The sequence below is a fragment of the Pseudarthrobacter albicanus genome (genome assembly GCF_018224015.1).
GTDB lineage: Bacteria > Actinomycetota > Actinomycetes > Actinomycetales > Micrococcaceae > Arthrobacter > Arthrobacter albicanus.
Genome location: NZ_JAGPOT010000011.1, coordinates 39,649 through 62,812, shown reverse-complemented (window position 1 = coordinate 62,812; position 23,164 = coordinate 39,649). Strand labels below are relative to the sequence as shown.

The window sequence follows — 23,164 nt, the reverse complement described above, 5'->3', positions numbered from 1 at the left end:
GCCCAGAGTCCACCAACGGGAAGGCACCATGGAAACCGTCACTTCAGCCCAGCCAGGAAAGACCCGGCGCCGCATTCTCTTGAAGCTGTCCGGCGAGGTCTTCGGCGGCGGCAAGCTCGGCGTTGACCCGGACACCGTCCGCGGCGTGGCCAAGCAGATCGCAGCCGCAGTCCCCGACGTCGAGGTCGCCATCGTCGTCGGCGGCGGAAACTTCTTCCGCGGCGCCGAACTGTCCCAGAGCGGCATGGACCGCTCACGCGCCGACTACATGGGCATGCTCGGCACCGTCATGAACTGCCTGGCGCTCCAGGACTTCCTGGAACAGGCAGGCGTGGAAACCCGCGTGCAGAGCGCCATCACCATGGGCCAGGTCGCCGAGGCCTACATCCCGCGCCGCGCCATCCGCCACATGGAAAAGGGCCGCGTCGTCATCTTCGGCGCCGGGGCCGGCCTGCCGTACTTCTCCACCGACACCGTGGCGGCCCAGCGGGCCTTGGAGGTCCACGCCGACGTCGTCCTGATGGCCAAGAGCGGCGTCGACGGCGTCTACACCGCCGACCCCAAGAAGGACCCCTCGGCCGAGAAACTCCACCACCTCAGCTACGACGAGGCCCTGCGCCGCGACATCCGCGTGATGGACCAGACCGCCATGACCATGTGCAAGGACAACAACCTGACCATGGTCGTGTTCGGGATGGAAGGCGAAGGCAACGTCACTCGGGCCATCCTCGGCGAGGAGCTGGGCACCGTCGTCACCCCTTAGCAGCGGCTAGGATGTCTTGAGGACGAAGACCGTGCAGCGTCCCGGCCCGCCGGGACGCACCAATTTTTGAGGAGAGATCGTGATCGAAGAAACCTTGCTCGAAGCCGGGGACAAGATGGACAAGGCGGTAGAGGTAGCCAAGGAAGACTTCGCCTCGATCCGTACGGGCCGGGCCACGCCGGGCCTGTACAACCGGGTGCTGGTGGAATACTACGGTTCGCCGACGCCGCTGCAGCAGCTGGCCTCCTTCGCCGTTCCGGACGCGCGCACCATCCTCATCACCCCGTTCGACAAGACGGCCCTGCGCGACATCGAACGCGCCCTGAGCGACTCCGAGGTCGGCGCCAACCCCTCCAACGACGGCAACGTCATCCGGATCACCATCCCGGAGCTGACCCAGGAACGCCGCAAGGAATACGTCAAGATCGTCAAGTCCAAGGGCGAGGACGCCAAGATCTCCATCCGCAACATCCGCCGCAAGGCCAAGGAAACCCTGGACAAGCTGGTCAAGGACGGCGACGCCGGCGAGGACGAGGGCAGCCGGGGCGAAAAGGAACTCGATGCCATGACCAAGGCACACGTCGACGGGATCGACGAGCTGCTCAAGCGCAAGGAAGCTGAGCTGCTCGAGGTCTGATGGGGCAGGCACAACAGGCCCCCGGGCCGGGCGTCCGGGGGCGGGGGAAACGCGGCAACCCGACGCCCAAGGCAGGCCGGAACCTTCCCGCGGCCATCGTGGTGGGCCTTGGCATGCTTTTGGCCGTCCTGGCCGGCCTGCTGTTGCTCCCGTTGGGCTTCGTCCTGATCGTCACCGCCTTCGCCGTCTTCGGCGTCTGGGAGATCTTCCGGGCCCTGGAAGCGGCAGGCACCCGGCTACCCATCGTCCCGGTCCTGACCGGGACGGTCGCGATGCCCGTGGCCGCCTATTTCGGCGGCCTGGAAAGCCTGCTCTTCGCCATGCTGGCCAGCAGCGTGGCCGTGCTGCTGTGGCGCTCCCTGGAAGGCGCCGCCGGTTCGGCGCGCGGCATCTTCGCCGGCGTCTTCACCATGGCGTGGGTGCCCTTCCTGATCAGCTTCGCCGTGCTGCCGCTGCACACCACGGCCGGCCTGGCGCCGGTGGGCCTCTGGCCCGGCGGCGTGGTGCCGCCCGGCGCCTGGCAGGTCGCCTTGCTTCTGCTGCTGGTGGTCTCCAACGACACCTTCGGCTACCTCGTGGGCGCCTTCCTGGGCAAGCATCCGATGGCGCCCAAAATCAGCCCGAAGAAGACCTGGGAAGGCTTCGCGGGCTCCATCGGCGGGGCCATGGTCATCGGCGTGCTGGGCAGTATCCTCCTGCTGGGCAGGCCCTGGTGGCTCGGAGCGGTGCTCGCCGTGGGCATGGTGGCGGCGGCCACCGCCGGGGACCTTGCCGAGTCCATGGTGAAACGCGAACTGGGCATCAAGGACATGAGCAGCATCCTGCCCGGCCACGGGGGAGTGATGGACCGGCTGGACTCGATCGTGTTCGCGTCGCCGGTGGCCTTCATCCTCTTCGCCGCCGCCGGCGCGTAGGCCCGCCCGGACGAACACTTCCGGCCCCTAGAATGGTGCCGGGCAAACCAGCCGAACGGCACCGAAGGAAACATAGTTACAGTGGACATTCAACGGCAGATTCCTGCGTCCTTTGACCGCGTGCAGCGGAACCAGTATGGCTACAACGCCAAGCAGGTCGATCAGTTCCTGCTGCGTGCACGGGAGTCGTTTGAGACGCCCAACTCGGCGGACCGCCAGGTCAAGAGCGCCGACGTCCGGGCCGTCTCCTTCGACCCGGTCAAGGGCGGTTATGCCGCCGCCGGCGTCGACGCCGCCCTGGACCGCCTCGAAGACGCCCTGGCTCGGCGCGAACGCGACGAACTGGTCGCCGAAGGCGGCGAGGAAGCGTGGCTGCGCGAAATCGGCAGGCTTGCCGGTGTGCTCCGCGGCCGCCTGCACCGACCGGACGGCCGGCGCTTCCGGCGCCCCACCAAGGCCAAGGCCCGCAGCTACAACACCACCGACGTCGACGACCTGTGCCACGAGCTGATCGGCTACCTCGAAGCAGACCAGCCGCTGAGCGTGGACAACATCCGCCGAGCGGTCTTCCGCCCTGCCACCGGCCGGGACGGCTACGAGGAAAGCCAGGTCGACGCCTTCCTGGAGCGCGTCGTGGAACTGATGGCCTCGATCGACTGACGTCCGCCGCCGGTTTCAGCGCTCGGTCGCCAGCGGCCGTTCCGGGCTGTGGAGCCGGGTCATCAGCCGCGTGATCGTCCGCGGCACCCGGCTCTTCGTGGCCCGGGACACCAGAATGACGACGGCGAACGCGGCCGGGACCGTCCACGCGGCGGGCTGCGCGAGCCACGACGGCGTCCCGGCGGCACCCAGCAGCGACCCGGCCACCATGGCCCCGCCGCAGAGCACACCGCCGGTCACCATGCCGGCAATCGCGCCCGCGTCCGTCAGCCCCCGCCACCAGATGCCCAGCAGGAGCACGGGGCAGATGGCGGACGCGGTGAACGCGAACACGAGCCCCACGGTTCCGGCCAGCGCCATGGACTCTGTCATGAAGGCGAACCCCAGCGGCACGATCGCGGAGACCAGCGCCGCCAGCCGGAAGCCCCGCACGCTGCCGCCGAGCACATCCTGGCTGATCACGCCCGCGAGCGAGACCACGAGGCCCGAGGTCGTGGAGAGGAACGCGGCGAACGCCCCGGCCACGACGAGGGCGGACAACAGGTCGCCGGCCGTCCCGCCGATCATCCGGCCCGGCAGCAGCAGCACGAGGGCATCCGCGTGGCCGCTCCGGGCCAGCCCGGGCGCGAACATGCGCCCGGTCAGGCCGTACGCCGTCGGAAACAGGTAGAAGACCGAGAGCAGGCCCAGCACAATCAGGGTGGTCCGGCGCGCCGACTGGCCGTCCGGATTCGTATAGAACCGCACCAGGACATGCGGCAGCCCGAGCGTGCCGAACAGCAGGGCCACGAACAGGGAGATGCTCTGGTAGGGCCCGGCCGGGGCCGCGCCCGTGGGATTCACGGCGGCGTCCGCCACGGCAGGGGCGCCGGTGCCGGCGAGCACAAAGAAGATGAACAGGAGCGGGACGGCCAGCGCCGTGAGTTTCAGCCAGTACTGGAATGCCTGGACGAAGGTGATGGAACGCATCCCGCCCGCCACCACGGTGACGCAGACGACGGCGACCACAGCCACCTGCCCGACCCAGGCCGGCAGTCCCGTGGTGGTCCGGATGGCCAGGCCAGCCCCGTGAAGCTGCGGGACAATGTAGAGCCACCCGACGAGCACCACCACGACGCTCGTGACCCGGCGGACCGCCCGCGACTCGAGCCGCGCCTCGGTGAAGTCCGGAATCGTGTAGGCGCCGGAACGCCGCAGCGGAGCGGCCACGAACAGGAGCAGCATCAGGTAGCCGGCGGTGAAACCCACCGGGAACCACAGGGCATCGGTGCCGGAGAGCAGGACCAGCCCGGCCACGCCCAGGAAGCTGGCGGCGGAGAGGTATTCCCCGCCGATCGCCGAGGCGTTCCACCAGGGCCGGACGGTCCGTGAGGCCACATAGAAGTCCCCGGTGGTCCGGGAGATCCGCAACCCGTAGAAGCCGATGACGACGGTGGCCAGCGAGACGGCGGCGAACGCCGCAAGGCCGAGGGCCGGGTTCACGGCCGCATCATTTGTCCCCCGCCAGCTCCCGGTACCGGGCCTCGTTCCGTGCCGCCGTCCGCACGTACAGCCAGGCGCCGAGTCCGATCACGGGATAGATTCCGGCGCCGAGCAGGACCCAGTCGAAGGGAAGGCCGGCAATCTTCGATGCCGCCAGTCCCGGGACCAGCCCGAGCATAAGCCGGAAGCCGAGCAGGATCAGCAGGAAGCCCCCGGCCACCACGAGGCCCAGCCGCAGTTGCGACCGGATCAGCGACCGGACAAACACCTGCCCGGCGTCGGATTCCTCCGCGGCTTCGCGCGAATCGGCGGCCGACCGCGCAACGGGAAGCGCCGCGCCGCCCCGTGCACCGGCGCGCGGGGCGGTGACGCGGACCCGGGTCATGACTGCGGCCGGACCCGGGTCGACTGGAGCTTCTCCCGCACGGCCGGCAGGTGCCGGCGGCTGATGGGCAGTTCGGCCCCGGCCACGGTCACGCTGGGGCTCGCCGCGGCCAGTTTCAGATGGCTGACGTGGTTCAGCGCGATCAGGTAGGAGCGGTGGGTGCGGATGAACCCGGCGTCGGCCCATTGCTGTTCGAGATCCGCGAGCGGCACCCGGATGAGGTAGCTCGCGTCCGCGGTGTGGAGCCTGGCGTAGTCGCCCTGCGCCTGCACGTAGGTGACGTCTTCGCGCCGGATCATCCGGGTGGTGCCGCCCAGGTCCACCGTGATCATCTCCGGCGCCGGGGCGCCGTCCTTCAGCAGTTCGCTGATGCGCCCGACCGACTTCGCCAGCCGTTCGGCGCGCACGGGTTTGAGCAGGTAATCCACGGCCGCGAGCTCGAACGCCTCCAGCGCGCAGTCCTCGTCCGCGGTGACGAAGACGACGGCGGGCGGGTGGGCGCTGCGGGCGATGACCCTGGCGATGTCGAGCCCGGATACTGCCGGCATGTGGATGTCGAGGAACACGGCGTCGACGTCCCCGGCTTCCAGGGCGCGCAGGGCCTCGGCGCCGGAGGAGGCCCGGTGGATGGTGCCGATCCGGTCATCACGGCCGAGCAGGAAGGCCAGTTCCTCGACGGCGGGCAGCTCGTCGTCGGCGACGAGGACGTTAATCATGGTCCCAGCCTACTGCCGAGGCGTTTTGACCTGCGCCGGTTTGCTGGTTCGATCAGGCGTCGTGACGGGGCTGCGACTTGGGGACACGCATGGTGACCAGGGTGCCCTCGCCGGGGGCGGTCTCGATGACCAGCCCGTTGTCCTCGCCGTAGACCTGCCGCAGTCGGGCATCGACGTTGCGCAGCCCCACGTGGTCGCCTTCGCTGTGGCCGGCGAGCAGGGAGCGCAGCTGTTCCGGATCCATGCCCACGCCGTCATCCTCGATTTTCAGCTCGGCGAAGGCGCCGGAGTCATTCGCCGTGATGGAGATATGGCCGGGGCCCTCCTTGGCCTCCAGGCCGTGCCGCACCGCGTTTTCCACGAGGGGCTGCAGGCTCAGGAAGGGGATCACGGTGCTGAGCACCTCGGGCGCGATCCGCAGGCTCACCTGCACGCGGTCACCGAACCGGGCCCGCTCCAGCAGCAGGTAGCGGTCGATGCAGCGCAGCTCCTCGGCAAGCGTCGTGAAGTCGCCGTGCCGGCGGAAGGAATAGCGGGTGAAGTCGGCAAACTCGACGACGAGTTCCCGCGCCCGCACCGGGTCCGTGTTGATGAAGGACGCGATCGCGTTCAGCGAGTTGTAGATGAAGTGCGGGCTGATCTGGGCCCGGAGCGCACGGACCTCGGCTTCCATCAGGAGGGTGCGCGAGGCATCGAGCTCTGCCAGCTCCACCTGCGCCGCCACCCAGTCGGCCACCTCGCTCGTGGCCCGGACCAGGCCCGCGCCGGCCGCCGGGGCGAACGCGGCCACGACGCCCACCACCCGGGTGCCGGCCCTGATCGGGGCGATCACCGCGGCGCGCTGCAGGTCCGCCCCGGCCGGGATCACGGCGGTAGGGCCGCCGTCGAGCACCCCGGCCGCCAGGCCCATCAGCAGCGGCCTGAGCTCCTCGCCGGCGCCGTCCCACGCCAGCACGCCCGTCGTGTCGGTGATCGCCAGCGCGTCGCAGCCGAGCAGGCCGCGCAGCTGCCGGCTGGCCTTGGCCGCCCCGGTCGGATTCAGGCCGGTCCGCAGGTGCTGCCCCGCCCGGGACGCCGCGTGCAGCGTCCTGTAGGTGGCCCGTTCCGCATCGGTGCCCAGCTCCCGGAAGGAACGGAGGACCTTCAGCCCGACGGCGGCGACGACGGCGATCGCCATGGCGATCACGGCCACCGCGGCGGCGGTAAGCAGGGGAGAGTCCAGCATGGTGCCAGCGTACCGCCGGTGCCGCTGGGCGCAGCATCCCGGCCGTTGGGCGACGCAGGGCACGGAGGCTATGGATTGTAGCGCCAGTCACTGTGCACAGTGATTGTAGTCACATTGGCGGACTGTGCAGCCGGTGTGGACTCACCCGTCTCAATGAGGAGGAACGATGGGTCACGACGCCCACGAAACGGACGCAGCGGCGGCCGTGGACTTCAAGGAAGTCCAGTCGACGGAGCGGTTCCAGGAACTACGCAAACGTCACCGCAGCTTTGTCTTTCCCATGGCCATAGCATTCCTGCTCTGGTACTTCGCCTACGTGCTGCTGGCCGACTACGCCGTCGGCTTCATGTCCACCAAGGTCTGGGGCAACATCAACATCGGCCTGATCCTGGGCCTGCTGCAGTTCGTGTCCACGTTCGCCATCACCGGCTGGTACGTCAGCTACTCGAACCGGAAGCTTGACCCCATTGCCTCCGAGATCCGCCACGAGATCGAAGGCCACGAGTTCGACCAGCACGGCAATCCAGCGATCGGGACAGCAAAATGACACTCATGGTTCCCGCAGTTAACGTTGCGGATCTCAAGGACACCACCCTGCTGAACATGGGCATCTTCGCCCTGTTCGTCGCCATCACCATGGTGATCGTGATCAGGGCCAGCCGCAACAACAAGACTGCGGCGGACTACTACGCGGCCGGGCGTTCCTTCACCGGCCCGCAGAACGGCACGGCCATCGCCGGCGACTACCTCTCGGCGGCCTCCTTCCTAGGCATCACCGGCGCCATCGCCATCAACGGCTACGACGGCTTCATGTACTCCATCGGCTTCCTCGTTGCGTGGCTCGTGGCCCTGCTGCTCGTCGCCGAACTGCTGCGCAACACCGGCAAGTTCACCATGGCCGACGTGCTCTCGTTCCGCCTCAAGCAGCGCCCGGTGCGCATCGCGGCAGCCATTTCCACGCTCGCGGTCTGCTTCTTCTATCTCCTCGCGCAGATGGCCGGCGCGGGCAGCCTGATCTCCCTGCTCCTGGGCATCAGCGACTGGGGCGGCCAGGCGCTGGTGATCGTCGTCGTCGGCGCGCTGATGATCATGTACGTGCTGATCGGCGGCATGAAGGGCACCACCTGGGTCCAGATCATCAAGGCGATGCTCCTGATTGCGGGTGCCGCGGTGATGACCTTCTGGGTCCTGGCCATCTACGGCTTCAACCTCTCGGACCTGCTCGGCGGCGCGGTGGAAACCTCCAAGAACCCGAGCATGCTCAACCCGGGGCTGCAGTACGGCAAGACCGAGACCACCAAGCTCGACTTCATGTCCCTGGGCCTGGCCCTGGTCCTGGGCACCGCCGCCCTGCCGCACGTGCTGATGCGCTTCTACACGGTCCCCACCGCCAAGGAAGCCCGCAAATCCGTGGTGTGGTCGATCTGGCTGATCGGCATCTTCTACCTCTTCACCCTGGTCCTGGGCTACGGCGCGGCCGCCCTGGTGGGCGCTGACACGATCAAGGCCGCTCCGGGCGGGGTCAACTCCGCGGCGCCGCTGCTCGCCTTCCACCTGGGCGGACCGCTGCTGCTCGGCTTCATCTCGGCGGTGGCCTTCGCCACCATCCTCGCCGTGGTTGCCGGCCTGACCATCACCGCGGCAGCGTCCTTTGCCCACGACATCTACGCCAACGTCATCGCCAAGGGCAGGGACGGCGGCAAGGGCAAGGCCGACGCCGACACCGAGGTCAAGGTGGCCCGCCGCACCGTCGTCGTGATCGGCATCCTCGCCATCATCGGCGGCATCTTCGCCAACGGCCAGAACATCGCGTTCCTCGTGGCGCTCGCGTTCGCCGTGGCCGCCTCGGCCAACCTGCCCACCATTGTGTACTCGCTGTTCTGGCGCAGGTTCACCACCCGGGGCGCGCTGTGGAGCATGTACGGCGGGCTGGGCTCGGCCATCCTCCTGATCGCGCTGTCCCCGGTGGTCTCCGGTACCAAGACCTCGATGATCCCGGGGGCAAACTTCGCGATCTTCCCGCTCAGCAACCCCGGCCTCGTCTCCATCCCGCTCGCGTTCCTGCTGGGCTGGCTGGGCACGGTGCTGGACAAGAGACTCGAGGACACCACCAAGCAGGCCGAAATGGAAGTCCGTTCCCTCACCGGGGTGGGCGCCGAAAAGGCCGTCAGCCACTGACGCTCCCTCACGTCTCGCGCGGTAGAGCCGGACGCTCCCTCACGTTTCGCGCCCATGGCGCGAAACGTGAGGGAGCGTCGGCCCAGGCCCCGCAGGAGGTGAGGGAGCGTCGGTCCGTGCCTCGCTCAGCCCTCGGCGGAGGCCCGTTCCAGCAGCGGCTGGACCCGGAAGGGAATGAGTTCGCCCATCGCCAGGGCCGTATCCGTCCGGTCCACGCCGTCACAGGCCAGGATCTTGCCGTTGACCCGGAAAAGGTCCTCGGCGTCGAGGGCAACAACGCGGAGCAGGAGGTCGGCGGAGCCGGTCAGGCCGTACCCCTCGAGGATTTCCGGGATGCCCGCCAGCTCCACCGCCAGCTTGCCAAGCTTCTGCTGCTGGACGTGCACGGAGATGAACGCCATCAGCGGGTAGCCGAGCGAGACGGGGTTGATGCGGCGTTCGAAGGAGAGGAAGACGTGCTTCTTCTCCAGCTGGGCCATCCGCGCCTGCACGGTGTTCCGGGACAAGCCCAGCTTCTGGGCCAGGGCCACGACGGTCCGCCGGGGATCTCGGGCCATGGCCGAAAGCAGCCGGGTGTCGGTGCCATCCAAGGGTTGCATAATGCGCAAGATTAGCACGGTCGCTGGCCTCCGGACAGGGCATAATGCTCAACTTATCCGCGGGTGGTTGTACCCGATGAGCATTGTGAGTAGGGTCACAATTATCCGGGGCAACGGCGCCCGGGCGGCGGGCGTGCACCGGGATCACGAGTCCTGGCAGCGCCGGTCAGACGACGTCAGAAGGTTGCGGACAACTGTGATTACGGACGAAACGGGCAGGGGCGGCGCTGCCGCCGGCGGCCCGGGAAACAGTGCAGGATCCACCAGCCGGACGGGCGGGGATCTCGTCCAGCTCATCACCCCGGCGGGTGAACGAGTCAGCCATCCCGAGTTCGACCCCTGGGTCCAGGATGTCAGCGATGAACAGCTCTGCTCGCTCTACGAAGACATGGTGGTCATCCGCCGGATCGATACCGAGGCCACCGCTCTTCAGCGCCAGGGCGAACTCGCCCTGTGGCCGCCGCTGCTGGGCCAGGAAGCGTCCCAGATCGGCTCGGCGCGGGCCCTCCGCGAGGACGACTTCGTGTTCCCCAGCTACCGCGATAACGGCGTCGCCTATTGCCGCGGGGTGGACCTGACGGACATCGTGCGCGTCTGGCGGGGCAACGCCTTCGCCGGCTGGGACCCGTACACCGTGAACATGGCAACGACGCAGATTGTGATCGGCGCGCAGACGCTGCATGCCACCGGTTATGCCATGGGTATCCAGAACGACGGCGCCGACTCGGTCGCCGTTGCCTACTTCGGTGACGGTGCCACGAGCGAGGGCGACACCAACGAGGCCATGGTCTTCGCGGCCAGCTTCCAGGCACCGGTGGTCTTCTTCTGCCAGAACAACCACTGGGCGATCTCGGAGCCGGTCCGGCTGCAGTCCCACGTCCAGCTCGCGGACCGGGCCTCCGGCTTCGGCATCCCCAGCATGCGGGTGGACGGCAACGACGTCCTGGCCGTGATGGCCGCAACCCGCATCGCCCTCGACCGGGCACGCCGGGGCAGCGGCCCCACGTTCATCGAGGCCGTCACCTACCGGATGGGCCCGCACACGACGGCGGACGATCCCACCCGTTACCGGGACGCCAACGAGCTCGAGGACTGGGCCGCGAAGGACCCGATCGCACGCCTGAAATCACTGCTTGACCGCAAGGGCCTGTTCGGCACTGAATTCGAAGCCGCCGTCGCCGCGAAGGCGGACGCCGTGGCCAAGGAACTGAGGGCCGGCTGCATCAACATGCCCGAGCCGCAGCCCCTGGACATCTTCAAGCACGTCTACAGCACGCCCAATTCCTGGCTCGACCGCCAGCAGGACCACTATTCCCGCTACCTGGCTTCCTTCGGCGACCCCGCGGAAGCCGCTTCTGAAGAAGGTGCACGCTGATGACGCAGATGACCTTTGCCCGAGCCATCAATTCGGGCCTGCGCAAGTCCCTGGAAAACGATCCAAAAGTGATCCTGATGGGGGAGGACATCGGCACCCTCGGCGGCGTCTTCCGCGTCACCGACGGGCTGCAGAAAGACTTCGGCAGGCACCGCGTCGTGGACACCCCGCTCGCCGAATCCGGGATCGTGGGCACCGCCGTCGGCCTGGCCTACCGCGGCTACCGCCCGGTGGTGGAGATCCAGTTCGACGGCTTCATCTACGCGGCCTTCGACCAGATTGTCTGCCAGGTGGCCAAGATGCACTACCGCACGCAAGGCGCCGTGAAGATGCCCATCACCATCCGGGTCCCCTTCGGCGGCGGCATCGGCTCCCCGGAATTCCACTCCGAATCACCCGAGGCGTACTTCACGCACACCTCGGGGCTGCGCGTCGTCAGCGTCTCCAACCCGCAGGACGCCCACACGATGATCCGGCAGGCCATCGCCTCGGACGATCCGGTGCTCTTCTTCGAACCGAAGCGCCGCTACCACGACAAGGGCGAGGTGGACGAGTCGCTCGACCTCAGCGCCGCCCTCTCCCTGGAGAAGGCCCGCGTGGTCACCGAGGGCAGGGACGTGACCCTCGTGGCGTACGGGCCGCTCGTCAAGACAGCCCGCGACGCCGCCACCGCGGCCGCCGACGAGGGCGTCTCGGTCGAGGTGATCGACCTGCGCTCGCTGGCCCCGGTCGACTTCGCGACCCTGGAAGCCTCGGTCCGGAAGACCGGACGCCTGGTCATCACCCATGAGGCAGGCAAGTCCGGCGGCGTGGGCGCCGAGCTGGCCGCCAGCATCACCGAACGCTGCTTCCACCACCTCGAAGCCGCCCCGGTCAGGGTGACCGGCTTCGACGTCCCGTACCCGTATTCCAAGCTCGAAATGCACCACCTGCCCGGCCTGGACCGGATCCTTGACGGCGTCGACCGTGCCCTTGGCCGCCCCAACTCCCTGAGCGGGCTGGAAGGTTGAGCGCCACCATGATCAAGGATTTCAGGCTGCCGGACCTCGGCGAAGGGCTGACCGAATCTGAAATCGTCAGCTGGAAGGTCGGAGTGGGGGACACGGTCTCCCTCAACCAGATCATTGCGGAGGTGGAAACGGCCAAGGCCGTCGTCGAACTTCCCTCGCCCTACGCCGGAGTGGTCACCGCCCTGCTCGAACAGCCGGGCACGGTGGTGGAGGTGGGGAAGCCGATCGTTTCGTTCGAAATCCAAAATGATGCTCACGACGCCGGCGCCCCCGCCGGCGCTGCGGGCGGTGGTGCCGACGGGGCCGCGGCTGCCAAGCGGGAGCCCAACCTCGTCGGCTACGGTGCCGTGCTGGAAAGCTCCGGCCGTCCCGCCCGCCGGGCCCGCACGTTCGCATCGGCGGCGGCCGCGCCCGTTCAGACCAAGCCGGCGGCGGAGACCCCGGCGCCGGCCGGCCCTCCGTCCCGCCCGGCCGAGCGGCCGAGGTCCACGCCGCCGGTGCGCAAACTGGCCAAGGACCTCGGAGTGGACCTCGAAGCCGTGACCGGCACCGGGGAGTATGGGCTGATCACCCGCGAGGATGTGCAGACCTTCGTCGGAGGCGGGGACCTGCCGGCGGCAGCCCGAGAGCCGGCGGCGGTTCAAGCCGCGGCCCCGGCGCCCGGCGTGCGGGAGACACGGACCCCGATCAAGGGCGTCCGCAAGTTCACCGCCGCCGCCATGGTGGCGAGTGCCTTCACGGCGCCGCACGCCACGGAATTCCTGACCATCGACGTCACCGCCACCATGGACCTGCTGGCCAGGCTCAAGGCCAGCCATGCGTTCGCCGGCTACAAGCTCACGCCGCTGACCCTGGCGGCGAAGGCGGTGCTGATCGCCCTGGGGAACCACCCGGCGCTGAACAGCCGCTGGGACGAAGCCCACCAGGAGATTGTCCAGTTCAACTATGTGAATCTGGGCATCGCGGCCGCGACTCCGCGGGGGCTGACCGTGCCGAACATCAAGGACGCGGACCGCATGTCCCTCGCCGAACTGTCCACGGCGCTGACCGCCCTGACGGACACGGCACGGGAAGGCAAAACCGGCACGGCGGATCTCTCCGGCGGCACGATCTCCATCACGAACATCGGCGTCTTCGGCATCGACGCCGGCACGCCCATCCTGAATCCGGGGGAAGCCGCGATCCTGGCCCTCGGCGCCGTGCGCAAGATGCCGTGGGAGTACAAGGATGAGGTGGCTTTGCGCCAGGTCATGACGCTGAGCCTGTCCTTCGACCACCGGCTGGTCGACGGCGAACAGGGGTCCCGCTTCCTGCAGGACCTGGGCACGATCCTGGCCGATCCGGGCATGGCGCTGGCCATGGTCTAGCCACCCAGGCCAATGAAGCCGCCGGCCGCCCCTTTCGAAAGGAAGGGGCGGCCGGCGGCTTTGTCATAGGCAGCCTTCTTCCGTCCGGGGGCACTTTGCGGGCAATTGTCGACTGCGAGGCCGCTATTCCCGGCGTGTCCGCGCCAAAGTCCCCCCGGACCGCCGGCGAAAGGGGCGCTCCCACCGGTTGTGGCCGACTTCCTCAAGGATTCCTCAAGCAGCGGGGGCCACAGTTTCAGCCGGGACGGCCTGCCTGCCCGATTGCTTTGAGGAAGAAGATGAAATTATGTCTGATGAAACAAGAACCTTCCGCTCGTCAACGAGGCTGAGCCGGCCCTTGCGCCCACGGACTTGGCTGGCTCGATTACGCCTCGATCGAACACACGTCCCCGGTCTCATCAGGGTCGCCGACAGGGTACATGCCCTGGACCAAGTGATCGCGGGGTCACTGCGGCCGGTCACGTTGCCCGCACTGCGCTTGCTGCTCGGGGTCCTGTTCGTATGGTTTGGTGGGCTCAAGATCATTGGCCGTTCTCCGGTGGCCGGCCTCATCGCGCAAACACTGCCATTCGGCCATAACCATCTCGTGCTCGTGCTACTGGGAATGGCGGAGTTGGGGCTTGGCGCCTTGCTAATCAGCGGGGCATTCCTTCGCCTGGCATTGTTGGCAGTGGGTCTGCACCTGGCAGGAACTTTCTCCACTTTCGCAATGGCGCCCGCATTGATGTTCAGCGACAGCAACCCTTTGCTGCTGACGGCCGATGGCGAATTCGTGGCAAAAAACAGCGTGCTCATCGCTGCCGCCCTGGTTCTCATTACCCATACGAGCCCGAGAACGGCGAAATCACCTGTCCCGATGCCCGAAAATCAGACCGAAGCGCCGGAGACACTAGCGCTCCTTAAACGCGTAGCTCCGGAAGAGTGAATTGTTACAAACATTGGAAACTGTCGCGGCCGGACGCCATTGAGCCCCTGCGGCTAGTCCCCGGGAGCTGCCGGGGCCATCAGAGCAGCCAGTGCCATGCTCTCGAGCAGCGGCCTGGCCCGCCTGAGCGCCAGCCGGCGCCCGTGGCTGCGCACCGAATGCGGGGTGGAGTTGATCAGGCCGAAGGTCGCGTGCGCCCGTACCCGCAGTTCGGTGCCGTCGGTGCCGGCATGCAGTTCCGCCAGGACATCCACCCACAGTTCCACGTAGCTGCGCTGCAGAGTGCGGACTTCCGTCCGGTCGTCGTCGGTGAGGCTGCTGAAATCCTGGTCCTGGACCCGGATGACGTCGGGATTGCTCAGGGCGAAGTCCACCTGGAAAGCCACCAGCCCGGCCAGGGCCGCCGGTGTGCCGTCGGACTCCGCCACGACGCGGCGGCCGCCGTCGAGCAGGTCCTGGCTGACGCTCAGCAGCAGGGCGCCGAGCACGGCCTGTTTCCCGGCGAAGTGGCGGTAGACCGCCGGACCGCTGACTCCGGCCGCGGCCCCGAGGTCCTCCAGCGAGACGCGGTTGAAACCTTCGACGGCGAACAGCGCCGCGGCCGCGGACAACAGGGCCTGCCGGCGGTTCTCCTTGGCCTGGCTGCGCTGGGTAGATGGAGGCTGGGTCGTCTGGCTGGGCTCGGTCACCGGCACATCCCTCGTTTCACGTGTCCATGTTGGACATCACAGTTAATTGAGACTAACCTAAATCTCAGTTATGCGGTACTAACCGAAAGGGCTGGGTCTGTCACAATCGGACCGGCCCGGCGGCAGGGAACGGAAGCAGTCAATGGAGACAATCGCCAGCCAGCTGGACGCCGGCAGCGCCGCCTTCGCCGCGAACCGGGAAGCCCAGCTGGGGCTGGCCCGCGAGCTGAAGGAACGGCTCGCGGCCACGGCGCTGGGCGGCCCCGAGAAATCCCGGGAGCGGCACGTCGCCCGCGGCAAGCTCCTGCCCCGCGAGCGCATCGACCGGCTGCTCGACGACGGCAGCCCCTTCCTGGAGATCGCACCGCTGGCCGCCAACGGCATGTACAACGACGATTCCCCGGGCGCCGGCCTCATCGCCGGGATCGGCCTGGTGCACGGACGCCAGGTCCTCGTGATCTCCAACGACGCCACCGTCAAGGGCGGCACCTATTACCCCGTGACGGTGAAGAAGCACCTCCGGGCCCAGGAAATCGCGCTGGAAAACCGGCTGCCGTGCATCTACCTGGTCGACTCCGGCGGCGCCTTCCTGCCCAGGCAGGACGAGGTCTTCCCGGACAAGGAACACTTCGGCCGGATCTTCTTCAACCAGGCGAAAATGTCCGCGGCCAGGATCCCGCAGATCGCCTCCGTGATGGGCTCCTGCACCGCCGGCGGCGCCTACGTTCCCGCGATGAGCGACGAGACCGTCATCGTCCGCAACCAGGGCACCATCTTCCTGGGCGGCCCGCCGCTCGTGAAGGCCGCGATCGGCGAGATCGTCACCGCAGAGGAGCTCGGCGGCGGCGACGTGCACGCCAGGATCTCCGGCGTCACCGACCACCTGGCCGAAAACGACGAACATGCCCTGCAGATCGTCCGCGACATCGTCTCCACCCTGCCGAAGCCGGCGGCCCCCGCGTGGGACGTGGACCCCGCCGTCGAACCGCTGGTCGACGAAAGCGAGCTCTACGGCGCCGTCCCCACTGACGTCAACGCCCAGTACGACGTCCGCGAAGTGATCGCACGGCTCGTGGACGGCAGCCGCTTCCACGAATTCAAGAAGAACTACGGCACCACCCTGGTCACCGGCTTCGCGAAGCTGCACGGCCACCCCGTCGGCATCGTGGCCAACAACGGCGTGCTCTTCAGCGAATCAGCCCTCAAGGGCACCCACTTCATCGAACTCTGCGACCAGCGCGGCATCCCGCTGGTCTTCCTGCAGAACCTCTCCGGCTTCATGGTGGGCAAGGACTACGAGCAGGGCGGCATCGCCAAGAACGGCGCCAAGATGGTCACCGCCGTCGCCACCGCCCGCGTGCCCAAGCTGACCGTGGTGATCGGCGGCTCCTTCGGCGCCGGCAACTACTCCATGTGCGGGCGGGCCTACTCGCCGCGCTTCCTGTGGATGTGGCCGGCCTCCCGGATCTCCGTGATGGGCGGCAGCCAGGCCGCCAGCGTGCTCGCCACCGTCAAACGGGACCAGTACGAGGCCCGCGGCGAGGACTGGTCCGCCGCGGACGAGGAAGCGTTCAAGGCCCCGATCAAGGCCCAGTACGAGGACCAGGGCAGCCCCTACTACTCCACCGCCCGCCTCTGGGACGACGGAATCATCGACCCCGCGGACACCCGCACCGTCCTGGGACTGGCGCTCGACGTCGTCTCCCGCACCCCGCTGCCGGAGACCTCCTTCGGCCTGTTCCGGATGTGAGCCAGCAGTGACTACTCCTTCACCGACCACTACCACCGCCCCCCGGAAGCCCCTGTTCGGCACCGTCCTCGTCGCCAACCGCGGCGAGATCGCCTGCCGCGTGATCCGGACCCTGCGCGCCCTGGGCATCCGCTCGGTCGCCGTCTATTCCGACGCCGACGCCGGCGCCCGCCACGTGCGCGAGGCCGACGTCGCGGTGCGGATCGGCCCGGCCGCCGCGGCCGAGAGCTACTTGAAGATCGAGGCGATCCTCCAGGCCTGCCGCGACACCGGCGCCGAGGCCGTGCACCCGGGCTACGGTTTCCTGAGCGAGAACGCCGACTTCGCCCGCGCCCTGGAAGCGGAAGGCATCACCTTCATCGGCCCCGGCGTCGAGTCCCTGAACGTCATGGGGGACAAGATCCGCTCCAAGAACCACGTCGCGGGCTACGGCGTCCCCGTGGTCCCGGGCATCGCGGAACCCGGCATGAGCGACGCGCAGCTGATCGAGGCCGCGGCCGGCGTCGGCTTCCCGCTGCTGATCAAGCCGTCCGCGGGCGGCGGCGGCAAGGGCATGCACATCGTCGAGCGCCCGGTAGACCTGGCAGCCACCCTGGCCACCGCCCGCCGCGTCGCGGCCAGCGCCTTCGGCGACGACACCCTGTTCCTGGAGCGGCTCGTCATGACCCCGCGGCACATCGAGGTCCAGGTCCTGGCGGACAACCACGGCAACGTCATCCATCTGGGGGAGCGCGAATGCACGCTGCAGCGCCGCCACCAGAAGGTCATCGAGGAAGCGCCCTCGCCGCTGCTGGAGGGCATGGACGACGGCGGCGCCACCCGCGCCCGGATCGGCGAGGCAGCCTGCAACGCCGCCCGCAGCGTCAACTACAGCGGCGCCGGCACCGTGGAGTTCCTCGTCTCGGACAACGCCCCGGACGAGTTTTTCTTCATGGAGATGAACACCCGCCTGCAGGTCGAGCACCCCGTCACCGAGATGGTCACCGGGATCGACCTCGTCGAATGGCAGGTGCGGATCGCGGCCGGCGAGGTGCTCACCGTGGCCAAGGACGACGTCGTGCTTAACGGCCACGCGGTGGAGGCGCGCGTCTATGCCGAGATCCCGGAGCGGAACTTCCTGCCCTCCGCCGGCCGGGTGTGGCTGCTCGACGAACTGCCCGCTGATTCAGCCGGCCGCGTCCGGGTCGACTCGGCGCTGGTAGAGGGCCTTTCGATCTCCACGAACTATGACCCGATGATCTCGAAGGTCATCGCGTGGGGGGAGGACCGCACCGCGGCCCTCGACACCCTGAATGGGGCGCTCGCCGGTTACACGGCACTGGGGATCGACACGAACGTCGAATACCTGCGGCTGCTGATCAACGACGCCGACGTCCGCGCCGGCCGGCTCGACACCGGCCTGATCGAGCGGAAGATGCCGGACTTCACCTTCCGGCAGGTGGGCGACTTCGAGCTGGTGACCGCCGCCGTCTACGCCGCCGCCATGGAGGAGCATGACGCGCAGGAAGCCGGGGGAGGCCCGTGGACCCGCCGGGACGGGTGGAGGCTTGGCGCCCGCGCCCCACGGCGGATCAGTGTGGGGACACCGGACGGCGGTGTCGCCACGGTCGAGGTGTCCGGCGCGGTAGGGCACGGCACGGCAACGGTGACCGTCGACGGCGGGCCGCCGCGCACGGCATCACTTCGATTCCCCCAACGCAACCACGCAGAGGTGACTCTCGACGGCGAAGCCCGGGTGTATTCGCTCGCGCCGGTGTCTCAGGGACCGGTCCCCCCGGGGCGGGACACCCCGGCGCCCACGGAGCTCTTCCTCGGCAGCGAGGGCTGGTCCTGCCGGCTGGAAGTGCTCAGCCGCGAGGCCCGGCTCTCCCGGGTGCTGGCCGCGATCGAACGCGAGGAGGGCGCCGCGGACCCCGCGGTGCGCTCGCCGATGCCCGGCACCGTGGTGTCCGTCTCCGTCAGCAACGGCGGGACGGTGCAGGCCGGCCAGGTGCTGCTCTCCGTGGAAGCCATGAAGATGGAACACCAACTGCTGGCACCCCTGGACGGGACCGTGCACATCAGCGTCAACGCCGGGGACCTCGTCAAGGCGGACCAGGTGCTCGCCACAATCCACGCCAGCCCCCACGCATCGGCGCCCTCCAAAGCCGAGGACACCGTCGACGAAGCCGCCATCGCGATGGGCGCGGCGGACTAGCAGTCCACAGCTTCAGCACCACACCACAGCCACACCAGACACAGGAGTCACCGATGGCAGATTTTGAACTCAGCGAGGAATACCAGGACCTCAGCGACACCGTCCGCGAATTCGCTGACGAGGTGGTGGCCCCGGTCTCCGCCAGGCACGACGAGGAACACAGCTTCCCCTACGAAGTGGTGTCCAAGATGGCGGACATGGGCCTGTTCGGCCTGCCCTTCCCGGAGGAGTCCGGCGGCATGGGCGGGGACTATTTCGCCCTCGCCCTGGCCCTCGAGCAGCTGGGCCGCGTGGACCAGTCCGTCGCGATCACCCTCGAGGCCGGCGTGTCCCTCGGCGCCATGCCCGTCCACCGCTTCGGCAGCGAGGCGCAGAAGCAGGAGTGGCTGCCGCTGCTGGCCTCCGGCAAGGCGCTCGCAGGCTTCGGCCTGACCGAGCCCGAGGCCGGCTCCGATGCCGGCGGGACCAAGACCACGGCCCGGCTCGAGGCCGTCGGAGACAAGAAGGAATGGGTCATCAACGGCAACAAGGAGTTCATCACCAACTCCGGCACCGACATCACCCGCCTCGTCACGGTCACCGCCGTGACCGGCGAGGAGGAACGCCCGGACGGCAGCATCAGGAAGGAAATCTCCACCATCCTGGTGCCCACCGACACGCCGGGGTTCACGGCGGAGAAGGCCTACAACAAGGTCGGCTGGAACGCCTCGGACACGCACCCGCTCACGCTCAACGACGTCCGCGTCCCGGAGGCCAACCTGCTCGGCATCCGGGGCCGCGGCTACGCCAACTTCCTCTCCATCCTGGACGAGGGCCGGATCGCCATCGCCGCGCTGGCCACCGGCGCGGCGCAGGGCTGCGTGGACCTCTCGGTGAAATACGCCAAGGAACGCAGCGCCTTCGGCCAGAACATCGGCAAGTACCAGGGCATCTCCTTCAAGATCGCCCGGATGGAGGCACGCGCCTACACGGCCCGCCTGGCCTACTACGACGCGGCCGCCCGGATGCTCGCCGGCAAGCCATTCAAGACGCAGGCGGCCATCGCTAAGATGGTCGCAGGCGAGGCAGCCATGGACAACGCGCGGGACGCCACCCAGGTGTTCGGCGGCTATGGCTTCATCAACGAATTCACCGTGGCGCGCCACTACCGCGACTCCAAGATCCTTGAGGTCGGGGAGGGCACCACGGAGGTCCAGCTGATGCTGATCGCCCGCGAACTGGGGCTCTAACCGGCCCGCTGGCCGCAACTTTCCACCCGGTGGTCGAGCTTGTCGAGACCCCTGAAAGGACCACGATGATCAACAAAGTTGTTGCCAGCGCCGCCGAGGCCGTGGCGGATATTTCCGACGGCGCCTCCCTCGCCGTCGGCGGGTTCGGGCTCTGCGGCATCCCCGTGGCCCTGATCGATGCCCTGCACGGGCACGGCACCACCAACCTGGAAACCGTCAGCAACAACTGCGGCGTCGATGACTGGGGGCTGGGAATCCTGCTGAAGGACGGCCGGATCCGCCGCACCATCAGCTCCTACGTGGGGGAAAACAAGGAGTTCGCCCGGCAGTACCTTGCCGGCGAACTCGAGGTGGTCCTCACCCCGCAGGGAACCCTGGCCGAAAAGCTGCGCGCCGGCGGGGCCGGCATCCCCGCGTTCTACACGCCGGCGGGCGTCGGCACCCAGGTGTCCGAGGGCGGACTGCCGCAAAAGTACGACGCCGGGGGCAACGTCGAGATCGCCTCCGCCCCGAAAGAAGTCCGCACGTTTAACGGCGCCGAGTACGTCCTGGAACAGTCGCTGACGCCGGACTTCGGCCTGGTCCACGCCTGGAAGGGCGACCGCCACGGCAACCTCGTCTTCCACGCCACCGCCATGAACTTCAACCCCCTGTGCGCGATGGCGGGGAAGATCACCATCGCAGAGGTCGAGGAACTCGTGGAGCCGGGGGAGCTGGACCCGGAGCACGTCCACGTTCCCGGCATCTTCGTCCAGCGGGTGGTCTTCGTGCCCGGGGTCGAGAAGCGGATCGAAAAGCGGACCGTCGCGGCGCCGGCAGCCGGCACCACGTCCCGCACCACCTCCGGCACCACCGATCAGGCAGGAGCATAGCCGTGGAAACCCTCAGCCCGCAGGGCGAACCTCCCCGTCCCGAAGCCGTCCGGCACGAATACCGGCGCTCCGCCGTCGAGCACCCCGGAATCAAGGGGTGGACGCGCAATGAACTGGCCGCCCGGGTGGCGCAGGAACTGCGGAACGGCCAGTACGTCAACCTCGGCATCGGAATGCCCACGCTGATCCCCAATTACATTCCCGCCGGCATCGAGGTGGTCCTGCATTCGGAGAACGGCATCCTGGGCGTCGGCCCGTACCCGGGAGAGGATGAGGTCGATCCGGACCTGATCAACGCCGGCAAGGAAACCGTCACGGTCAACAAGGGTGCCGCGTTCTTCGATTCGGCCGCCTCGTTCGGCATGATCCGGGGCGGGCACGTGGATGTGGCGGTGCTCGGCGCCATGGAAGTCGCCGTCAACGGGGACCTGGCCAACTGGATGGTTCCGGGCAAGATGGTCAAGGGCATGGGCGGCGCGATGGACCTGGTCTTCGGCGCCAAGAAGGTGATCGTGATGATGGAGCACGTGGACCGCAACGGCAGGCCGAAGATCGTGGAACGCTGCACGCTGCCCCTGACGGGCAGGGCCTGCGTGGACCGGATCATCACGGACCTCGCCGTGATCGACGTCGTGTCCGACGGCGGGACGTCCCGGCTGGTGCTGCGGGAGCTGGCGCCCAACGTGTCGGTGGAGGACGTCGCCGCGGCAACCGGCGCCGACCTCTTCGAGGAAGACCAGGAACTGACCGTATGAGCGACGCAGCCGGGGTTTCGACAAGCTCAACCACCGGCAGCCCGCGGGTGATTGAGCAGCGCGGGCTCTACTTCGACGAGCTCGAAGAAGGCGTGGTCTACGCCCACCGGCCCGGCCGCACGGTCACGGAGACGGACAACGTCCTGTTCACCACCATGACCATGAACACCCAGGCGCTGCACCTCGACGCGGCCTGGAGCGCGGACCAGCCGTTCGGCCAACGGCTGGTGAATTCGATGTTCACCCTCGCCACCGTGGTGGGCCAGTCCGTTCCCCAGCTCACGCAGGGCACCATCATCGCCCAGCTGGGCCTGACGGATGTGTCCTTCCCGCACCCGATGTACCACGGGGACACCCTCTACACGGAGACGGTGGTGGCGGGGAAGCGGCTCTCCGCCTCACGCCCCGGCCAGGGCATCGTGACCCTGAAGCACACCGGCCGGAACCAGCACGGCGACGTGGTGGCCCTCGCCACCCGCAGCGCCCTGATGTGGACGCGCGAGGCGCACGCAGAAGCGCAGGCGCGGACGGCGTAACGGGGGACAATGGATACATGAGCTTCCTGATGGGCCCCGCCCTGCTGTTCTGCCCCGCCGACCGTCCCGAGCGCTACCAGAAGGCCGCCGAGCGCTCCGACGGCGTGATCGTGGACCTGGAGGACGCCGTCGCTCCTGCCGACAAGCAGCGGGCCCGCGGCGCCATCCTCGCCCAGCTCGGTTCCGCGGGCGACGTCCCGGAACTGGACCCGAGCCGCACCATCATCCGGATCAACCCCGCCGGCACGGAGGAGTTCGAGAAGGACCTGCACTGCCTCAAGCACACCCCGTACCGCCACGTCATGCTCGCCAAGGCCGAAAGCACGGACCAGCTCAAGAAGCTTGGGGGATTCAGCGTGATTGCGCTCTGCGAGACGGCGGCGGGCATCCTGAACGCCGCCGCGATCGCCGCCGAGCCGAACGTGGTGGGCCTGATGTGGGGCGCCGAGGACCTGCTCGCCTCCCTCGGCGGGACCTCCAGCCGGACCGACGACGGCGCCTACCGCGCCGTCGCACTGCACGCCCGCTCCACGGTGCTCCTCGCCGCGGGCGCCTTCGGCAAGGAAGCCATCGACGCGGTCTACGTCAACATCCCGGACCTGGACGGGCTGGCCGCGGAAGCCCGCGACGCCGTCGCCTCCGGTTTCGGGTCCAAGGCCTGCATCCACCCGGGCCAGGTCGCCGCCGTCCGGGCGGCGTACGCGCCCTCCGACGCCGAGCTCGCCGTGGCGGCCGAACTCCTGGCTGCTGCTGCGGCCGCCGGAAGCGGCGTGTTCGCGTTCAACGGCAAGATGGTCGACGGGCCCATCCTCAAGCACGCGGAATCCACCCTGCGCCGCGCCGGGCGCTAAAGCGCGGTGTTGCCACGGCCGCCGTCATAGGCGGATTGGTCCACCTACG

23 protein-coding genes are annotated in these 23,164 nt (G+C 68.4%); 17 read left to right on the top strand and 6 right to left on the bottom strand.

Going from position 1 to position 23,164, the window contains the following annotated elements; genetic code table 11:
- Positions 1-28: 28 nt before the first annotated feature.
- From pyrH to J9611_RS04120, 4 genes are all read left to right on the top strand, one after another.
- Positions 29-763 carry a UMP kinase gene (pyrH, locus tag J9611_RS04135; RefSeq protein ID WP_211877971.1) on the top strand — a complete coding sequence of 245 codons (735 nt, stop codon included), beginning with the start codon at positions 29-31 and terminating at the stop codon, positions 761-763.
- A gap of 79 nt (positions 764-842) precedes the next feature.
- Positions 843-1,400: a ribosome recycling factor gene (gene frr / locus J9611_RS04130; protein WP_211877970.1), complete on the top strand. Its 558-nt coding sequence runs from the start codon at positions 843-845 to the stop codon at positions 1,398-1,400.
- The gene (locus tag J9611_RS04125) at positions 1,400-2,314 is read left to right on the top strand and encodes a phosphatidate cytidylyltransferase (protein WP_211877969.1); all 915 of its coding nucleotides are present in this window, start codon (positions 1,400-1,402) and stop codon (positions 2,312-2,314) included. Before frr ends, J9611_RS04125 begins: the two co-directional genes overlap by 1 nt.
- Positions 2,315-2,395: 81 nt before the next feature.
- Positions 2,396-2,974 carry a DivIVA domain-containing protein gene (locus tag J9611_RS04120; protein ID WP_211877968.1) on the top strand — a complete coding sequence of 193 codons (579 nt, stop codon included), beginning with the start codon at positions 2,396-2,398 and terminating at the stop codon, positions 2,972-2,974.
- A 15-nt stretch (positions 2,975-2,989) separates the two neighbouring features.
- Here J9611_RS04120 and J9611_RS04115 read toward each other — a convergent pair whose 3' ends face one another.
- Genes J9611_RS04115 through J9611_RS04100 form a run of 4 tightly spaced genes read right to left on the bottom strand, consistent with a single transcriptional unit; the run spans position 2,990 to position 6,782 of the window.
- Positions 2,990-4,456 (bottom strand): sodium/solute symporter, encoded by a 1,467-nt coding sequence (locus J9611_RS04115; protein WP_211877967.1) that lies wholly within the window; start codon positions 4,454-4,456, stop codon positions 2,990-2,992.
- A gap of 7 nt (positions 4,457-4,463) precedes the next feature.
- Positions 4,464-4,841, bottom strand: coding sequence for a DUF485 domain-containing protein (locus tag J9611_RS04110; protein ID WP_211877966.1), 378 nt, complete (start codon positions 4,839-4,841; stop codon positions 4,464-4,466).
- Positions 4,838-5,557 carry a LytR/AlgR family response regulator transcription factor gene (locus J9611_RS04105; protein WP_211877964.1) on the bottom strand — a complete coding sequence of 240 codons (720 nt, stop codon included), beginning with the start codon at positions 5,555-5,557 and terminating at the stop codon, positions 4,838-4,840. The genes J9611_RS04110 and J9611_RS04105 overlap by 4 nt, the downstream gene beginning before the upstream one ends.
- A 52-nt stretch (positions 5,558-5,609) precedes the next feature.
- A complete protein-coding gene (locus J9611_RS04100; RefSeq protein WP_211877963.1) occupies positions 5,610-6,782 on the bottom strand; it encodes a sensor histidine kinase in 1,173 nt (390 codons plus the stop codon).
- Positions 6,783-6,948: 166 nt separating this feature from the next.
- Between J9611_RS04100 and J9611_RS04095 the strand changes: the two genes are divergently transcribed.
- Entirely contained in the window at positions 6,949-7,329 is a 381-nt protein-coding gene (locus tag J9611_RS04095) for a DUF485 domain-containing protein (protein ID WP_211877962.1), read from the top strand.
- On the top strand, positions 7,326-8,960 hold the full coding sequence (locus J9611_RS04090; RefSeq protein WP_211877961.1) for a monocarboxylic acid transporter: 1,635 nt from the start codon (positions 7,326-7,328) through the stop codon (positions 8,958-8,960). The genes J9611_RS04095 and J9611_RS04090 overlap by 4 nt, the downstream gene beginning before the upstream one ends.
- Before the next feature lie 125 nt (positions 8,961-9,085).
- Here the strand turns inward: J9611_RS04090 and J9611_RS04085 are convergent, their stop codons facing one another.
- Positions 9,086-9,559 (bottom strand): Lrp/AsnC family transcriptional regulator, encoded by a 474-nt coding sequence (locus J9611_RS04085; protein WP_211877960.1) that lies wholly within the window; start codon positions 9,557-9,559, stop codon positions 9,086-9,088.
- Positions 9,560-9,755: 196 nt separating this feature from the next.
- Here J9611_RS04085 and pdhA point away from each other — a divergent pair, with 196 nt between their 5' ends.
- From pdhA to J9611_RS04065, 4 genes are all read left to right on the top strand, one after another.
- A complete protein-coding gene (gene pdhA, locus J9611_RS04080; RefSeq protein ID WP_211877956.1) occupies positions 9,756-10,934 on the top strand; it encodes a pyruvate dehydrogenase (acetyl-transferring) E1 component subunit alpha in 1,179 nt (392 codons plus the stop codon).
- The gene (locus J9611_RS04075) at positions 10,934-11,944 is read left to right on the top strand and encodes an alpha-ketoacid dehydrogenase subunit beta (RefSeq protein ID WP_211877953.1); all 1,011 of its coding nucleotides are present in this window, start codon (positions 10,934-10,936) and stop codon (positions 11,942-11,944) included. The genes pdhA and J9611_RS04075 overlap by 1 nt, the downstream gene beginning before the upstream one ends.
- A gap of 8 nt (positions 11,945-11,952) precedes the next feature.
- Positions 11,953-13,311, top strand: a complete 1,359-nt coding sequence (locus tag J9611_RS04070; RefSeq protein ID WP_211877950.1) for a dihydrolipoamide acetyltransferase family protein — start codon at positions 11,953-11,955, stop codon at positions 13,309-13,311.
- A 286-nt stretch (positions 13,312-13,597) separates the two neighbouring features.
- Complete coding sequence (locus J9611_RS04065; protein ID WP_211877948.1) at positions 13,598-14,236, top strand: DoxX family protein; 639 nt, start codon at positions 13,598-13,600, stop codon at positions 14,234-14,236.
- A 53-nt stretch (positions 14,237-14,289) separates the two neighbouring features.
- On the opposite strand, the gene J9611_RS04060 is transcribed toward J9611_RS04065, so the two are convergent.
- On the bottom strand, positions 14,290-14,925 hold the full coding sequence (locus tag J9611_RS04060) for an SACE_7040 family transcriptional regulator (protein ID WP_307857014.1): 636 nt from the start codon (positions 14,923-14,925) through the stop codon (positions 14,290-14,292).
- Between the two features lie 142 nt (positions 14,926-15,067).
- Here J9611_RS04060 and J9611_RS04055 point away from each other — a divergent pair, with 142 nt between their 5' ends.
- From J9611_RS04055 to J9611_RS04025, 7 genes are all read left to right on the top strand, one after another.
- Positions 15,068-16,675 (top strand): carboxyl transferase domain-containing protein, encoded by a 1,608-nt coding sequence (locus J9611_RS04055; RefSeq protein ID WP_211877945.1) that lies wholly within the window; start codon positions 15,068-15,070, stop codon positions 16,673-16,675.
- Positions 16,676-16,682: 7 nt separating this feature from the next.
- Positions 16,683-18,872, top strand: a complete 2,190-nt coding sequence (locus tag J9611_RS04050; protein ID WP_211877943.1) for an ATP-binding protein — start codon at positions 16,683-16,685, stop codon at positions 18,870-18,872.
- Between the two features lie 53 nt (positions 18,873-18,925).
- Positions 18,926-20,101 carry an acyl-CoA dehydrogenase family protein gene (locus tag J9611_RS04045; RefSeq protein WP_211877941.1) on the top strand — a complete coding sequence of 392 codons (1,176 nt, stop codon included), beginning with the start codon at positions 18,926-18,928 and terminating at the stop codon, positions 20,099-20,101.
- A 65-nt stretch (positions 20,102-20,166) separates the two neighbouring features.
- Positions 20,167-20,973, top strand: coding sequence for a CoA transferase subunit A (locus J9611_RS04040; protein WP_211877929.1), 807 nt, complete (start codon positions 20,167-20,169; stop codon positions 20,971-20,973).
- A 2-nt stretch (positions 20,974-20,975) separates the two neighbouring features.
- A complete protein-coding gene (locus J9611_RS04035) occupies positions 20,976-21,728 on the top strand; it encodes a CoA transferase subunit B (protein ID WP_307857013.1) in 753 nt (250 codons plus the stop codon).
- Entirely contained in the window at positions 21,725-22,264 is a 540-nt protein-coding gene (locus tag J9611_RS04030) for a MaoC family dehydratase (protein ID WP_211877927.1), read from the top strand. Before J9611_RS04035 ends, J9611_RS04030 begins: the two co-directional genes overlap by 4 nt.
- Before the next feature lie 17 nt (positions 22,265-22,281).
- The gene (locus tag J9611_RS04025; protein WP_211877921.1) at positions 22,282-23,115 is read left to right on the top strand and encodes an HpcH/HpaI aldolase/citrate lyase family protein; all 834 of its coding nucleotides are present in this window, start codon (positions 22,282-22,284) and stop codon (positions 23,113-23,115) included.
- The last annotated feature ends 49 nt before the right edge of the window (positions 23,116-23,164 follow it).